Raw genomic sequence first — 15,559 nt, forward strand, 5'->3', positions numbered from 1 at the left:
GCCGGGCCATGCCCGGCGAGCGCAGCGGCAGGATCTCCGCTTGAAAGCCACCGGGCATGGCCCGGCGCTACCGGGCTGTCCGCGGCAGCATGCCAGGGCGCCGATCAGGGTGCCGGCGCCGCTGCATCACCCCAGGGCGCCGGCGGCAGTGCGACCGGCTTGCTGAGGTCGAACTGGACCCGGAATCGACGGCCCTCCGGACGGGTCAGCTCATAGACGAAGCGCTGGTCCGGCTCGATCTCCATCGCCCAGGTGTTGTGGGTTGAAGCCAGCATGTCGGCACGACGGAACATCGCCACCGATTCGCCATCGGCGGGGAACTGCTGGCGTTCGGCGGTGCCCGGCGGCTTGCTGTCGCCCCCGTACAGGGTGATCGCATCGGGGCTGCCATCAGCGTGGCGGTGGTCGTGCTTCAGGCGCACGCCGTGCTCGGTGCGGGTCAACACCCAGGTGCGCGAATGGTCATCGCCGACGTGGAACGGGATGCGCAGCTCATGCCCCGGGTCGGCACAGCCACGCACATGCATCACCAGTTTCTGCCCGGCAAAGGGATCGTTGCCGGTGGGCGCCGGCGTGTCTTCCACCACCTTGCCCTCGTAGGCCTGGCCGCAATGGGCTGCGATGGCGGCCATGAAGGCGTCGGCTGGTGCGGTCGCCAGATCGTGGTTGACCGTATGCGATGGCTGCGAGCAGGCGGCGAGGCCGAGCAGGGCGATGGCGGAAGCAACAGCGGCGATCGGTTTCATGCCCCAACCCTAACGGCCATGGCCGATGCGCGCAAACCGCACTCCCTGGATCTGCCTCAGCGCTCGGCTGCAGGGGCGGCCGCAACCACTTCCGTCGCCGCCACCGGCGCATCTTCGCCCTGCCCTGCCGGCTCCTGCTCGACCGGGTCGACATCGAACGGCGTGCGGAACACCAGCGAGGGCAACAGCGTGGTCAATGCGGCGTACAGCAGCAACGCGCCGAACAGCACCGCCGGAATCTGGAAGCGATCGCGCATGATCGCGGCCAGCACCAGAGTGAAGATCAACGTCGGTGCCAGCGCCAGCGACACACGCAGGCTGCTGCGGAAGCTCTCGCCGAACATCACGCGGCGCTGCAGCCAGACCACCGCGATGCGCAGCGGCAGCACCACCAGGGTGATGACGATGCCCAGCCCCAGCGCTTCCCAGCTCAGCGCTTCGCTGGGCACCTTGGTGCCGGCGTTGAAGAAATAGAACGGTACGAAGAACGAGGCGAACAGACGCAGCGCATGCAGGTTTTCGTGCGAGGCCAGCAGCGGCATGCGCTGGTGCAGCAGGCGCGCGACCAGGCCGGCGATGAAGGCGCCGACCAGGTAGTACACGCCCAGCAGGTAGGTGATGTACGCCGCCACCATGCCGACCATCACCAGCAGCGAGAATTCCGAGCCCGGCGCGTGCGGTGCGACCCAGCGACCGAGCGCGATGAACACCAGCGGCAGGCCGACCATCATCGCCAGCAGCGCCGTGCTGGACAGCGCCATGTGCGCCGGATCCCCCGCCTGCAGCACGATGAACAACGCCGCCAGGGCCAGCAGTTCACCGGCAATGGCCTTGCTGGTGACCCAGAACCGTTCGTCCTCGCTCAGCCCCAGCCGCGACAGCGAATCCATGATGAAGCCGGTGGACGGGGTCAGCAGCGCCAGCGCGAGCAGCCCTGCCGCCTGCCATGGCAGACCGGCGTAACGCCAGGCCAGCCAACCGACGCCGAACAGGGTCGCACTGCGGATGAGCAGATGCGCCAGCAGCGGCCACATGCCGCGCCGCAGGGCCTGCAGGTCCACTTCCAGGCCGGCGAACAGGAACAGCGAAGAGATGCCCAGCGTGGCCAGCAGCCCGATGACCGCGTCGTGCGCCTGGTCGCCCAGCCAGAGCATGCCGATGATGCCGAACAGCAGGCAGGTCAGGGGCGCGGGCAGGCTGAACCGCTGCAGCGCGCGCGGGATCACCAGCAGCGCGAAGATCAGCAGCAGGTAGACCAGTTCATGACTCATCGGCGACTTCCATGTGGATCGAACGCGCGCAGGATGCACGCCTGCGCGCGGCGGGACAAGTAGAACATTGCTGAAAATCAGCCCCTGCCCTGCCACATCCATGCACAGCTGCTGCGCTCAGCCGATCAGCCCATCGGCGATGCGACCGACCTGCGCAAGCACCGCCGCGCGCTGTTCGAAGCTGATCGCGCCCGCCTGTAGATAGGCGGTCAGGATCCACGGCGAGCCGCCCTGCATCGGCCACAACACGGCGATGTCGTTGCGGGCGTCTTCACCATTGCTGCCGGTCTTGTCGCCGACCCGCCAGCGTTTGCCCAGGCCTGCACGAAGGCAGGCATCACCGGTTTCGTTGTCGATCAGCCAGTCGGCCAGCTGCTGGCGTGAGGCCGGCTTGAGTGCATCGCCCAGCACCAGCCGCTGCAGCGTCGCAGCAATGGCTGCCGGGGTGGTGGTGTCGCGCGGATCGTCGATGGCGAAGCTGTTCAGTTCCGGCTCCAGGCGATCGCTGCGGGTGATCGTATCGCCGCTGGCGCGCAGGAACGCGGTCACTGCCGGCGGCCCACCGATCGCCGCGAACAACAGATTGGCGGCGGTGTTGTCGCTGGTGATCAACGTAGCCCTGCACAGGTCACGCACGGTCAGGTCCTTGCCGACGTGACGGCGGGTGACCGGCGCGTGCTCGAGGATGTCCTGCACCCGCACCGGCAGGCGCTGGTCCAGCAGGGCCGGATCGCGCTCGGCCTGCTTGAGCACCGTGGCAGTCAGCACGCTCTTGAAGGTGCTGCAGAGCGGGAAGCGCTCGTCCTGGCGATGGCCGAGGCGACGCCCCCTGCCGGTGTCGAGCAGGGTCACGCCGAGTCGACCGCTGCACGCCTTTTCCAGCGCGGCGAAATCGCTGGCGGAGGCGATGGCGGCAGGGGTTGGCGCGGCGGCCATGGTTGTTGTGGCGGCACGGGCGAGCAGCGGTGCGGCGAGCGCGGAAGCGGCGGCAGCGCCACTGAACTGCAGGAATCGGCGACGAGCGAGCATTCGGGTTCTCCTGGGCGAATTCCGATTATCGGAGGCCATCAACGCTGGCTACCAGCGCGGATTTTCAGGAGGAGGCATTAGGTTTATTCATGCATGACGCAGACATCTTGCGGCTATTTCAAAGCCACCCGCCAACCAGATACGATCAGCCATCATTCCGGCTCACGGCTCGCGCATGCTTCACCCCACTCTGCCGCTGAATGCGCTGCGCGCCTTCGAAGCCGCTGCCCGGCACCAGAACTTCACCCGGGCTGCTCTGGAACTCTGTGTCAGCCAGGCAGCGCTGAGCCACCAGATACGCGGGCTGGAAGACCGTCTGGGCGTCCGCCTGTTCCATCGCCTGCCCCGTGGCGTGGCACTGACCGAGGAAGGAGCAGCGCTGTACCCGGTGCTGAATGAATCCTTCGAACGCATTTCAGCCAGCATCGCCCGCTACACCGGCGGCCCGGCACGGGAAGTGCTGACGATCGGCGTGGTCGGCACCTTCGCCACTGGCTGGCTGCTACCGCGCTTGGCTGCGTTCGACGCCGCGCACCCGGATATCGAGCTGCGGCTGCAGACCCACAACAACCGCATCGACCTGGCCGGTGAAGGCCTGGACCTGGCGATCCGTTTCGGTGATGGCGACTGGCAGGGGCAGACCTGCACGGCGATCCTGGACGCGCCGTTCGCACCGTTGTGTGCACCGGCACTGGCACGGCGGCTGAAGCATCCGCGCGACCTGGCGACCTTGCCGCTGCTGCGTTCGTACCGCAGCGACGAGTGGCCACGGTGGCTGCAGATGGCCGGGGCCAACGGCGTGGAAGCGCGCGGACCGGTGTTCGATTCGTCGTTGACGCTGGCTGTGGCTGCGGCCGGTGGCGCAGGCGTGGCCTTGCTGCCGCTGCGCATGTTCGAGGCGGAGCTGGCCGAGGGCCGGCTGCTGCAACCGTTTGCTACCACGCTGGAACTGGGCCGCTACTGGCTGACCCGGCTGCGCTCACGCGCAGAGCGGGAACCGGCCAAGCGGTTCCGCGAATGGCTGCAGGCGCAGGGATGAAACACGCGCGCCGCGGGTAGCGCCGGGCCATGCCCGGCGAGCGCAGCGGATGGGAAAAGCCGCCGGGCATGGCCCGGCGCTACCGATGGAATCAGGACTCCAGCAGTTCCATCCAGGCCGCTTCGGCCTTTTCCAGCTGCGCGGCGGTGGCTTCGCGGTCGCGGCCGAGCACCGCCATGCGCGTGGCATCGGCATAGTTGCTCGAGTCAGCAAGCTGCCGGTCCAGTTCGGCCAGCACGCCTTCCAGCTCGGCGACCTTGGCTTCGGCACTGGCCAGTTTGTGCGGGTTGACCGGCTTCTTCTGCACCATCTGCGCGACCGGTGCGGTCTTGACCACCACCGGCTCCTCCACCTGCTCCATGCGTACCTTGGTGCCCTGCGCCTGCGGGCGCGTGCGCAGCCAGGCAGCGTACGCGTCGAGGTCGCCGTCGAACGGTTCGACCACGCCATCGGCCACGCGCCAGAAGGTGTCGCAGACCAGGCCGATCAGATGGCGATCATGCGAGACCATCACGATTGCGCCGTCGAAATCGGCCAGGGCTTCAGCCAGCGCTTCGCGCATTTCCAGGTCAAGGTGGTTGGTTGGTTCGTCCAGCAGCAGCACGTTCGGCTGCTGCCAGGCGATCAACGCCAACGCCAAGCGCGCGCGCTCGCCACCGGAGAAGCCGTCCACCGGTTCAAAGGCACGGTCGCCCGGGAAATTCCACTTGCCGAGGAAGTCGCGGAACGACTGGTTCGGTGCATCCGGGGCCAGGTCGCGGAAGTGTTCCATCGGCGACTGGCCTTCATGCAGCGACTCGACCGTGTGCTGGGCGAAGTAGCCGATGCGCAGGTCCGGATGCGCGGCGCGCTCGCCGGCGATCGGTGCCAGTTCGCCCACCAGGGTCTTCACCAGCGTTGTCTTACCGGCGCCGTTGGGGCCCAGCAGACCGATGCGCTGGCCCGCTTCCAGGCCGAAACCCACGTTGTGCAGGATCACCGAGTCGCTGCCGTAGCCGGCCTCGACGTGGTTCAGGCGGATCAGCGAGAACGGCAGCTTGGCCGGCGGCGCGAACTCGATGCGGAACTCGCGCTCGGCGCGCACTGCTTCGGTACCGGCCAGCTTGGCCAGTCGCTTCATCCGGCTCTGTGCCTGCGCGGCCTTGCTGGCCTGGGCCTTGAAGCGGTCGATGAAGCTCTGCAGATGGGCGCGCTCGGCCTGTTCCTTCTCGTGCGCGATCTGCTGCTGGCGCAGCTGTTCGGCGCGCTGGCGCTCGAAGTCGGTGTAGCCACCCGGGTAAAGCTTGGCGCCGCCACCGTGCAGGTGCAGGGTGTGGGTGGCCACGTTGTCGAGGAACTCGCGGTCATGCGAGATCAGCAGCAGCGTGCCCGGGTACTTCAGCAGCCACTGTTCCAGCCAGTACACCGCGTCCAGATCCAGGTGGTTGGTCGGTTCGTCGAGCAGCAGAAGGTCGCTGGGCATCATCAGCGCGCGGGCCAGGTTCAGGCGCACGCGCCAGCCGCCGGAGAACGAGGACACCGCGCGGTGGTGCGTTTCGGCCGGGAAACCCAGGCCATGCAGCAGCTTGCCGGCGCGCGCTTCGGCGTCGTAGGCGTTCAGCTCGGCCATGCGCGTATGCGCCTCGGCCACCGCTTCCCAGTCTTCGCGGGCGGTGGCTTCGGCCTCGGCAGCCAGCACGGCGGCCACCTCGACGTCGCCGCCCAGCACGAAGCTCAGCGCCGGGTCCGGCAGCGACGGGGTTTCCTGGGCGACGCTGGCGATGCGGATCTTGCCGGGCAGGTCGACGTCACCCTTGTCGGCCTCCAGCTCGCCCTTCACCGCCGCGAACAGGCTGGACTTGCCAGCACCATTGCGGCCGACCACACCCACCCGGTAACCGGCGTGCAGCGTCAGGTCGACATTGGACAACAGCAGCCGCTCGCCGCGGCGCAAGGCGAAATTACGAAGCGAAATCATGGGGGGAGGCGTCCATATAACCGAATGGAATGTGCTGGTAAGCACTGTTCCTGCGACGCAATTCTAACGTTAACGAATACTTGACGCGCCCCGGGATGCGCGGCGGGCGACGTTCCTCTCTCCCACGTCCTGTCCGCGCGCCTCCCGGGCCCCCTCCCCCGTCACTGCCTGTCGCAGCTAAATGGTTGCTGCTGCAACGTTTTTTCTGATGACCGGCATTTGACAGGCACTGAATATCCCGTTAATTCCTGTATTGCGCACCGCAACAACCGTCGTCCGCTCACCCCCGTGATGTCGATTCCGGTGCCATCCCGCCAACCGGAGCCCCCTCCCGATGACCCGCAAGACCAGCCTGATCGCCGCCGCCGTCGCTGTCGCACTCGGTGGCTCTCCGTTCGTTGCCGCCGCCCAGCAGGCCGGCACCGCCGCCAACACCCTGGATACGGTGATCGTCACCGGCACCCGCGTGGCCGACCGCACGGTCGCCGAATCGCAGTCGCCGATCGACATCATCACCCCCGAGATCCTGCAGTCCACCGGCACCGGTGAGCTGGCCACCGCGCTGTCGCGCGCGCTGCCGTCGCTGAACTTCCCGCGCCCGGCACTGACCGACGGCACCAGCGGCGTGCGCCCGGCACAGCTGCGCGGCCTGTCGCCGGACCAGGTGCTGGTGCTGGTCAACGGCAAGCGCCGCCACACCTCGGCGATGATCAACGTCAACGGCAGCATCGGCCGTGGCTCGTCGGCAGTGGATATCAACGCGATTCCGATCGCCGCCATCGAGCGCGTCGAGGTGCTGCGTGACGGCGCCTCCGCACAGTACGGTTCGGATGCCATCGCCGGCGTCATCAACATCGTGCTGAAGGGCAGCGGCAGTGGCGGCAGCCTGGCCGTCGACTACGGCCAGTACTCGGCCGGCGACGGCAACAAGTACCAGCTGTCCGGCGATACCGGCGTGGAATTCGGCAACGGCCGTGGCCGCGTGCACGTAGCCGGCCAGATCAGCCAGCAGGACGAGAGCGACCGCGCCGGTCCCTACCGCGGCACCACGCCGAACACCGTCAACTACCCGTCCGTTGGCCAGACCACCTTCATCGTCGGTGACCCGCGCGTGGACGCCACCGCCGCCTCGGCCAACGCCAGCTTCGATTTCAGCGACCACGTGACCGGCTATGCCAGCGCGCTGCTCAGCAACCGCGACATCACCTCGTTCGCCTTCTACCGTTCGCGCAACCACAACGGTCAGACCGCGCTGCTGGCGCAGACCTACCCGGACGGCTACGTGCCGCAGATCAACCAGTATTCCAAGGACCGTTCGCTGGTGGCCGGCGTCAAAGGCAACACCGACAACGGCTGGACCTGGGACCTGAGCCTGAACCACGGCGAGAACACCCTGGATTTCCACACCCGCAACAGCATCAACTACAGCCTGGGCGCCACCAGCCCGCGTTCGTTCTACGACGGCACGTTGAAGTACCAGCAGGACATCTTCAACGCCGACCTGACCAAGTCGCTGGACTGGGGACTGGCCTATCCGGTCACGCTGTCCTTCGGCGGTGAGTACCGCCGCGAGAAGTGGGACCAGAACCCGGGTGAACTGAACTCCTACACCGGCACCGGCGCGCAGGGTTTCGCCGGCTTCACCCCGACCAACGAAGTGCACACCGACCGCCACAACTACGCGGTCTATGCGGGCCTGGAAGCGGACCTGACCGAGAAGTTCTCGGCCGGCATCACCGGCCGCTACGAGGATTACTCGGACTTCGGTGACCGCTTCTCCGGCAAGCTGTCGGCGCGCTACGCGTTCACCGACAAGGTCGCGCTGCGGGCCACCGCCTCCAGCGGCTTCCGCGCGCCGTCGCTGCCGCAGCAGGGCTACCAGGCGGTGACCAGCCAGTTCACCAACGGCGTGTTCGTCGAACGCGGCACCTTCCCGACCACCAGCCAGGCCGCACAGGCGCTGGGCGCTTCGCCGCTGAAGGCCGAGACGTCCACCTCCTACAGCCTGGGCCTGGTGCTGCAGCCGATCGACCGCCTTTACGTCACCGTCGATGCGTACCAGATCGACATCGACAACCGCATCGCGCTGTCGTCCAGCATCACCACCAACGCCGCCTCCAGTGCGCTGCTGGCCGGGCTGGGCCTGCCGCAGGTGACTGCCTTCTCGTACTTCACCAACGGCCTGGATACGCGCACCCGCGGTGTTGACTTCGTGTCCAGCTACACCGTGCCGTTCAGCGCCAGCAGCCTGGAACTGACCGCGGCGTACAGCTACAACGACACCGAAGTGCAGCGCGTGGGTGGCACGCCGGCGGTGTTCGGCACGCTGGGCCTGACCCAGTCGCTGATCGGCCGCGATGAGATCGGTCGCATCGAGGACAGCTACCCGCACGACAAGACCATCCTCAGCGGCACCTGGCGCTCGGACCACTGGGAGCTGGGCCTGGCCGCGACCCGCTACGGCAAGTTCACCGTGCGCAACTCGGCCACGGCCACGCGTGACCAGACCTACGGCGACAAGTGGGTGCTGGATGCTTCGGCCAGCTACAAGCCGAGTGCCAACTGGACGCTGACGGTGGGTGCCGACAACCTGCTGAACGAGTACCCGGACCGCACCGAGGATCTGCAGAACTCGACCTTCGGCATGCTGCCGTACAGCAACTACTCGCCGTTCGGCTTCAATGGCGCGTATGTGTATGGGCGGATCAAGTACAACTGGTAAGCAGTAGCGGGAGTGCCGGGACCTGCCCGGTGCCTGCTCTGCTAGTGCCGGCCGCTGGCCGGCAACGACGCGTGGGCACCCGCAGGCCACGGATCATGGCCTGCGGGTTTGCCGTATCTGGCCGTATCGGTGAAAATCGGGGTACCCCCCTGTTTCCTGCGAGAGCCGATGCACCATGACACCGACCTGATCAACATCGTTGCCGTTGGTCTCGGGCTCGCCTTCATCTTCGGCGCGCTGGCCAACAAGCTGCGCTTGTCTCCTCTGGTCGGTTACCTGGTTGCTGGCATCTGTGTAGGCCCGTTCACCCCGGGCTTCGTCGCCGACCAGGCCCTGGCCAACCAGCTGGCCGAACTGGGCGTGATGCTGCTGATGTTCGGCGTCGGCCTGCACTTCTCGCTGAAGGACCTGATGGCGGTCAAGGCCATCGCCATTCCCGGTGCCATCGGCCAGATCCTGGTCGCGACCCTGCTCGGCTGGGGCCTGGCGGCATTGATGGGTTGGCCGGTCATCCACGGCGTGGTGTTCGGTTTCGCGCTGGCCACGGCCAGTACCGTGGTGCTGCTGCGCGCGATGGAGGAGCGCCGCCTGCTGGAAACCCAGCGCGGCAAGATCGCAGTCGGCTGGCTGATCGTCGAAGACCTGGCCTGCGTGCTGGCACTGGTGATGATGCCGGTGATGGCCGGCGTGTTCGGGCCCGACGCGGCCAACGAACACCACACCATCGGCAGCGTGCTGGCCAGCATTGGCTGGACGTTCGTGCAGCTGGGCCTGTTCGTTGCAGTGATGCTGGTGGTCGGCCGCCGGGTCATTCCGTGGATCCTGGAGCGCATCGCCGGTACCGGCTCACGCGAACTGTTCACCCTGTCGGTGCTGGCGATCGCGCTGGGCGTGGCGTTCGGTTCGGCGATGCTGTTCGGCGTGTCCTTCGCGCTGGGCGCGTTCTTCGCCGGCATGCTGCTCAACGAATCCGAACTCAGCCACAAGGCGGCCAGCGATTCACTGCCGCTGCGCGATGCATTCGCGGTGCTGTTCTTCGTTTCGGTGGGCATGCTGTTCAATCCCGGCATCCTGATCGAGCACCCGTGGCAGGTGCTGGCCACCGCCGGCATCATCATGTTCGGCAAATCGGCGGCGGCGTTCTTCATCGTGCGCGCGTTCGGCCACCCGACCGGCACCGCATTGACGATCTCGGCCAGCCTGGCGCAGATCGGCGAGTTCGCCTTCATCATCGCCGGCCTCGGCGTGACCCTGAAGATCCTGCCGCCCACCGGCCAGGCGCTGGTGCTGGCCGGCGCGCTGATCTCGATCATGCTCAATCCGCTGGTGTTCGGTCTGCTCGACCGCTGGCTGCTGAAGCACCAGGAAACCACGCCTACGGCGGTGGAGACCGAGCTGCCGCCAGGACCGTCGCTGGACCTGCACGACCATGCCATCGTCATCGGCTACGGCCGTGTTGGCAGCGCGCTGGCACAGGTGCTGCGCGACCGTGGCGTGCCGGTGATGATCATCGACGACAACAAGGAACATGTTGCCGAAGCGCATGCGGCGGGCCTGCCCGGCATCCGCGGCAGCGCCGCTTCGGACAAGGTGCTGGCCGAGGCCCATCCCGAGCGCGCCAAGATCGCGGTGCTGGCGATCCCGCAGCCACTGGAAGCCGGTGAGACCCTGGCCAAGCTGCGTGCGATCAACCCCAACCTGACCCTGCTGGCGCGCGCGCACAGCGATGCCGAAGTGAAGCATCTGCTTGAACATGGTGCCGACGGCACGGTGATGGCCGAGCGCGAGCTGGCCTACTCGCTGGCGGAAATGGTGATGGCAACTCCGCCGTACCGCAGTCTTGGGCAGCACAGCATTCCGGTGGTGTGAGGGGTGTGCGGCAGGGCTGCGCCCTGCACCCGCGGTGGCAACTGCAACTGCCGAAGCAACAGCAAAAGCGGGTTTCCTGTGGGTTGGCGGGGTGGGTCCGGTGGCGGGAGACGCCGTAAACCCGTCCATGGGGGCTTGGCCGCGGCATCCATGCCGCGGACACTCCCGCCACCGGACCCACCCCGCCTTCGACAGATTTCCGCGATCTGCTGGAATGGCATGGCCTGATCTTGGTGGGTGTCGACCTTGGTCGACACGTCGATCGACGTCATGCGTGGATGCTTGTCGTCGGACTATTGGATTTCGATTGAGATTCATCCACGCATGGCGTGGATCTACCGGGGTGGGTTGCGCCCAAAAGAATCCCCGGCCGACCCGCATCGGCCGGGGATGATATCGCCACGCCCTTGGAGAGCGTCTCTACCGTAGCGCGTTCCTACGGCGGTGGTGATCGCCTGTGGCGATGACAACCAAGCCGGCGGCTATCAGGCGTCGGCCAACGCCTGTTCCAGGTCAGCGCGCAGGTCGCCGATGTGCTCGATGCCGATCGACAGGCGCACGGTGTCCTCGCTGACCCCGGCCCTGGCAAGCTCGGCCGCATCCAGCTGGCGATGGGTGGTCGACGCTGGATGGGTGGCCAGCGACTTCGCATCCCCCAGGTTCACCAGCCGGGTGAACAGCTTCAGTGCATCGAGGAAACGCGCGCCGGCAACGCGCCCGCCGGGCAGGCCGAAGGTCAGCACGCCGGAGCCGTGGCCGCCCAGATAGCGCTGCGCCGCCGCGTGTTCGGGGTCGTCGGGCAACCCGGCATAACGCACCCACGCCACCTTCGGATGCGCGCGCAGGTACTCCGCCACGGCCAGCGCATTGGCATTGATCCGCTCCATGCGCAGAGCCAGGGTCTCGATGCCCTGCAGGATCAGGAAGGCATTGAACGGTGACAACGCTGCGCCGGTATTGCGCAACGGCACTACCCGCGCACGGCCGATGTAGGCCGCCGCGCCGAGCGCTTCGGTATAGACCACACCGTGATAGCTCGGGTCGGGCTGGTTCAAACGGGCAAAGCGTTGCGGCTGTGCCGTCCAGTCGAAACGGCCGGAATCGACGATCGCGCCGCCCAGACTGGTGCCGTGGCCACCGAGGTACTTGGTCAGCGAGTGCACCACGATATCGGCGCCATGTTCGAACGGGCGCAGCAGGAACGGCGTGGCCACGGTGTTGTCGACGATCAGCGGCACGCCCGCCGCATGCGCGACCTCGGCGATGGCGGCGATGTCGGTGACGTTGCCGCGCGGGTTGCCGATCGATTCAACGAACACCGCCTTGGTGCGCTCGTCGATCAGGGCTGCGAACGCAGATGGGTCAGCCGGATCGGCAAAACGCGTCTGGATGCCGTACTGCGGCAGTGTGTGGGCCAGCAGATTGAGGCTGCCGCCATACAGCGCGCTGGCGGCAACGATGTTGTCACCGGCCTCGGCGATGGTCTGGATCGCATAGGTGATCGCCGCCTGTCCGGAGGCCAGTGCCAACGCGCCGATGCCCCCTTCCAGCGCCGCCACGCGCTGCTCCAGCACGTCGGTGGTGGGGTTCATGATGCGCGTATAGATGTTGCCCTGCACCTTCAGGTCGAACAGGTCCGCCCCGTGCTGGGTGTCATCGAATGCGTAGGCCACGGTCTGGTAGATCGGCACCGCCACCGCGCGGGTGGTCGGGTCGGGACGATAACCGCCGTGCACGGCCAGGGTTTCCAGTTGCCACTGCGGATCGCTCATTGCGCCAGGCTCCATCCGGGGAAACGCCCACCATAGGCCAGCCTTCGACCGCCACTGAGAGCCCCTGGCGATGACGCCAGTACCGGCGGTTATCAGGTTGCCCGGGATTCAGGCAGTCGTCATGGGCCATTGCTAGGCTTCGCCGCCGGGCCTTTCGCCCCGGACAAGGACGCCCTACCGATGCAGCCCTCCCCGTGGACTCCCGCCACCGGCACCCCGACCCAGGTGCTGCTGGTCGAGGACGACCGCCGCCTGGCCGAGCTGGTCAGCGACTACCTGCGCGAACATGGATTTGCCGTGCAGCACGTGCCGCGCGGCGACCTGGCCAGCGCGGCCTGTCGCCAGCACGCGCCGGAACTGGTGGTGCTGGACCTGATGCTGCCTGGCCTCGGTGGCATCGACGTGTGCCGGCAGATCCGCAGCTTTTCCGACGTGCCGATCCTGATGCTGACGGCGTGCGAGGACGATATCGAACAGGTGCTGGGCCTGGAGTCCGGCGCCGATGACTACGTGCACAAGCCGATCGAGCCGCGCCTGCTGCTGGCGCGCCTGCGCGCACTGCTGCGCCGTCGCCATGGCAGCGGCCCTGCGGGCGTGCCGTGCCGGCTGATGCATGGCGAACTGCTGATCGATCGCGTGCAACGCGAGGTTCACCTGCATGGGCAGCCGGTGGAACTGGGTACCACCGAATTCGAGATCCTCTGGCTGCTGGCCAGCCAGCCCGGGCAGATCCTCTCGCGCGACCAGATCCTGCAGGCGGCGCGCGGTATCGGTTTCGACGGCCTGGACCGCAGCGTGGATGTCTGCATCGGCAAGCTGCGCCGCAAGCTCGGCGACGACGCGCGCGAACCACGCCGTATCAAGACCGTGTGGGGCCGTGGCTACCAGTTCAATCCGTCGGCCTGGTCGGCGTGAAGCGCCTGTTCCTGTGGTTGTGGTTCGTTACCGGTGCCTGCCTGCTGGTGTCGGTGTTCAGCCTCAACCATCTGCTGGACCGCATCTACACGCCCCTGCAGGAACGTGTCTTCGCCGAACAGGTGCGCGGCCAGGTGTATGCACTGCGCAGCGGACTGGCCGGCCTGGCCCCCCCGCAGCAACAGCAGCGCGTGGCGCAATGGCAACCGCACTACGGCATTGCACTGTCACTGCTGGATGCGCCGCCGGCACTGGATGACGAAGAGCGCAGCGCCCTGCGCGGTGATGGCTTCATCGTTCGGGAGCGCTACCAGCAGGTCCTGCTGCCCATCGAGGGGGCTGACGGACGCTGGCTGCAACTGCGCTTTCCCGGCGAAGTGCAGATGACCCTGTACATGACCATCGCCGCGTACCTGTGCATCCTGCTGCTGGTTGGCGCCTGCCTCTATGCCTGGGTACGCCTGTTGTGGCGCGACTTGGAGGCGCTGCGGGGTCATGCAGACCGCATCGGTGCCGGCGATCTGCAGGCGCGTGCGCAGGTATCGCCGCGCTCGCAGATCCGGGTCATCGTCGAGCATTCCAACCGCATGGCAGCGCGCGTGGCCGAACTGGTGCAACGACAGCGCGACCTTACCCACGCCATTTCCCACGAGCTGCGCACGCCGATCGCACGCCTGGCCTTCGGCCTGGACCTGATGCAGGACAGCAACGATCCGGCGCGGCGGGCACACCTCGCTACCGGCCTGCATGGCGATCTGGCCGAGCTCAACCGGTTGGTCAGCGAGCTGCTGGCGTACGAGCGGCTGGAGCATCCCAACGATGCCGAGCCCATGCAGCGGATCGAAGCGAACGATTGGCTGCAGGCCTGCATGGAGGACGCGCGGCGCGATGCCGAGCGCGCGGGACTGGTGCTGCAGGTGTGGCCCAGTGCGCTGCCACGCGTGGATGCCGAGCCGCGCCTGCTGCAGCTGGCCCTGAGCAACCTGGTCGGCAACGCGATGCGCTATGCACGCACCCGCGTGGAGGTGTCACTGGTCAGCGTGGCCGGCAAGGCCTGCCTGCGCGTGGATGACGATGGCCCCGGCATCGCCGAAGGTGATCGCCAAAAGGTGCTGCGCCCGTTCACCCGCCTGGATGACAGCCGCAGCCGCGATACCGGGGGCTTCGGCCTGGGCCTGGCCATCGCCGGGCGCATCGCGGTTCGGCACCACGGCGAACTCCGCGTGGGACGCGCGACCCTCGGTGGCGCGCGCTTGGAAATGCACTGGCCAATGGCTGCCAGCTGAACAGCGCAGGCCGCGCTTACAGTTGCTTACAACTCCCGCACAACTGCGGACGGATTGGTCGCCGGCGTCCCGCCACGCTGGCGACCCAGCAGCACGCGCCGGATGCGCGCGCTGCACTTCCTCCCAATGTAGAGAGTTGCCATGTCCCACCTTCGCCGTTTCCCCACCCTGCTCGGCCTGGCCCTGTTGCCCTTGTTGGCAACGTCCGCAGCGCATGCCAAGGATGACCAGTGGACCTTCGAGCTTGCTGCTGGCGGTGGTGTCGCCCCGCGTTACAGCGGCAGCGAGGAATTCCAGGCCGCACCGACGCTGTCCTTCGACGTGACCTCACCGGGCGGCTGGTTTCTGGGTACCAGCGGTGCGGGTTGGGGTACGGCGATCGGCGAACACACCCGCGTGCGTGCCTACGTCGGTGGCAGCGGCAGCCGCCGCGAGAAGAACTCGATCCTCGGCGGCTCGGACTTCCTGCGTGGCATGGGTGATATCGATACCCGGCCCCTGGTCGGCCTGGCGGCTGGCTATACGCTGGGTGAGGCGGTGCTGAGCGGTTCCTGGCAGTACACGCTGAAAGACGACGACAAGGGCGACAACGGCCTTGCCACCCAGCAGATCCACCTGAACCTGGAGATGCCACTGTTCGATCTGGCCGGTGGCGTGGTCAGCGGCAGCGTATCCACCGACTACGGCAACCGCGGCTACATGCAGACCTGGTATGGCGTCAGCCCTGACCAGGCCGCTCGCACCGGTTTCGCCCAGCACAAGCCCAAGGCCGGTCTGGTCAGCGCCGGCCTGGGCATGAAATGGAGCCATCGCGCCGGTCGCAACGGCAACTGGTACATCGCTGTGGAAGGCACCCGACTGCTGGGCGATGCGGCCGACAGCCCGATCGTGCAGAAGGCCAACCAGTTCGGATTGATGACCGGGTATACGCACCGGTTCTGAGCATTGCCGGC

At 67.2% G+C, this 15,559-nt stretch carries 11 protein-coding genes; 6 read left to right on the forward strand and 5 right to left on the reverse strand.

The genetic code is table 11. From position 1 onward, the window contains the following. Positions 1-104: 104 nt before the first annotated feature. The 3 genes from HFK18_RS08170 to blaL2 form a co-directional block, all read right to left on the reverse strand. The gene (locus HFK18_RS08170) at positions 105-746 is read right to left on the reverse strand and encodes a hypothetical protein (RefSeq protein WP_180165688.1); all 642 of its coding nucleotides are present in this window, start codon (positions 744-746) and stop codon (positions 105-107) included. A 56-nt stretch (positions 747-802) separates the two neighbouring features. Next, positions 803-2,017, reverse strand: coding sequence for a cation:proton antiporter (locus HFK18_RS08175; RefSeq protein ID WP_100553355.1), 1,215 nt, complete (start codon positions 2,015-2,017; stop codon positions 803-805). Positions 2,018-2,134: 117 nt separating this feature from the next. Beyond that, entirely contained in the window at positions 2,135-3,046 is a 912-nt protein-coding gene (gene blaL2 / locus HFK18_RS08180; RefSeq protein ID WP_180165690.1) for a L2 family extended-spectrum class A beta-lactamase, read from the reverse strand. A 175-nt stretch (positions 3,047-3,221) separates the two neighbouring features. On the opposite strand from blaL2, the gene ampR reads away from it, so the two are divergent. After that, complete coding sequence (gene ampR / locus HFK18_RS08185; RefSeq protein WP_099818793.1) at positions 3,222-4,085, forward strand: LysR family transcriptional regulator AmpR; 864 nt, start codon at positions 3,222-3,224, stop codon at positions 4,083-4,085. Between the two features lie 91 nt (positions 4,086-4,176). Here the strand turns inward: ampR and HFK18_RS08190 are convergent, their stop codons facing one another. Next, entirely contained in the window at positions 4,177-6,042 is a 1,866-nt protein-coding gene (locus HFK18_RS08190) for an ABC-F family ATP-binding cassette domain-containing protein (protein WP_099820896.1), read from the reverse strand. Between the two features lie 334 nt (positions 6,043-6,376). Here HFK18_RS08190 and HFK18_RS08195 point away from each other — a divergent pair, with 334 nt between their 5' ends. Then, positions 6,377-8,764, forward strand: a complete 2,388-nt coding sequence (locus HFK18_RS08195; RefSeq protein WP_180165692.1) for a TonB-dependent receptor — start codon at positions 6,377-6,379, stop codon at positions 8,762-8,764. A 168-nt stretch (positions 8,765-8,932) separates the two neighbouring features. After that, positions 8,933-10,633: a YbaL family putative K(+) efflux transporter gene (gene ybaL / locus HFK18_RS08200; protein ID WP_099820893.1), complete on the forward strand. Its 1,701-nt coding sequence runs from the start codon at positions 8,933-8,935 to the stop codon at positions 10,631-10,633. A 485-nt stretch (positions 10,634-11,118) separates the two neighbouring features. Here the strand turns inward: ybaL and HFK18_RS08205 are convergent, their stop codons facing one another. After that, a complete protein-coding gene (locus HFK18_RS08205; protein WP_180165694.1) occupies positions 11,119-12,405 on the reverse strand; it encodes an aminotransferase class V-fold PLP-dependent enzyme in 1,287 nt (428 codons plus the stop codon). A gap of 180 nt (positions 12,406-12,585) precedes the next feature. On the opposite strand from HFK18_RS08205, the gene HFK18_RS08210 reads away from it, so the two are divergent. The 3 genes from HFK18_RS08210 to HFK18_RS08220 all read left to right on the forward strand — a co-directional run bounded on the left by HFK18_RS08210 (position 12,586) and on the right by HFK18_RS08220 (position 15,548). After that, complete coding sequence (locus HFK18_RS08210; RefSeq protein WP_180165696.1) at positions 12,586-13,320, forward strand: response regulator transcription factor; 735 nt, start codon at positions 12,586-12,588, stop codon at positions 13,318-13,320. Then, positions 13,317-14,606: an ATP-binding protein gene (locus HFK18_RS08215; RefSeq protein WP_180165698.1), complete on the forward strand. Its 1,290-nt coding sequence runs from the start codon at positions 13,317-13,319 to the stop codon at positions 14,604-14,606. Before HFK18_RS08210 ends, HFK18_RS08215 begins: the two co-directional genes overlap by 4 nt. A gap of 141 nt (positions 14,607-14,747) precedes the next feature. Continuing rightward, complete coding sequence (locus HFK18_RS08220; RefSeq protein WP_180165700.1) at positions 14,748-15,548, forward strand: MipA/OmpV family protein; 801 nt, start codon at positions 14,748-14,750, stop codon at positions 15,546-15,548. Positions 15,549-15,559 lie beyond the last annotated feature (11 nt).

Origin of the sequence: Stenotrophomonas sp. SbOxS2 (assembly GCF_013416715.1) — a bacterium.
Classification (GTDB): Bacteria; Pseudomonadota; Gammaproteobacteria; order Xanthomonadales; family Xanthomonadaceae; genus Stenotrophomonas; species Stenotrophomonas lactitubi.

Excerpts from the sequence above, each read along its gene's own strand:
- HFK18_RS08205 (WP_180165694.1), bottom strand. The coding sequence starts at position 12,405 with ATGAGCGATCCGCAGTGGCAACTGGAAACCCTGGCCGTGCACGGCGGT.
- HFK18_RS08195 (WP_180165692.1), top strand. The coding sequence starts at position 6,377 with ATGACCCGCAAGACCAGCCTGATCGCCGCCGCCGTCGCTGTCGCACTC.
- HFK18_RS08175 (WP_100553355.1), bottom strand. The coding sequence starts at position 2,017 with ATGAGTCATGAACTGGTCTACCTGCTGCTGATCTTCGCGCTGCTGGTG.
- HFK18_RS08170 (WP_180165688.1), bottom strand. The coding sequence starts at position 746 with ATGAAACCGATCGCCGCTGTTGCTTCCGCCATCGCCCTGCTCGGCCTC.
- blaL2 (WP_180165690.1), bottom strand. The coding sequence starts at position 3,046 with ATGCTCGCTCGTCGCCGATTCCTGCAGTTCAGTGGCGCTGCCGCCGCT.
- ybaL (WP_099820893.1), top strand. The coding sequence starts at position 8,933 with ATGCACCATGACACCGACCTGATCAACATCGTTGCCGTTGGTCTCGGG.
- ampR (WP_099818793.1), top strand. The coding sequence starts at position 3,222 with ATGCTTCACCCCACTCTGCCGCTGAATGCGCTGCGCGCCTTCGAAGCC.
- HFK18_RS08190 (WP_099820896.1), bottom strand. The coding sequence starts at position 6,042 with ATGATTTCGCTTCGTAATTTCGCCTTGCGCCGCGGCGAGCGGCTGCTG.
- HFK18_RS08220 (WP_180165700.1), top strand. The coding sequence starts at position 14,748 with ATGTCCCACCTTCGCCGTTTCCCCACCCTGCTCGGCCTGGCCCTGTTG.
- HFK18_RS08210 (WP_180165696.1), top strand. The coding sequence starts at position 12,586 with ATGCAGCCCTCCCCGTGGACTCCCGCCACCGGCACCCCGACCCAGGTG.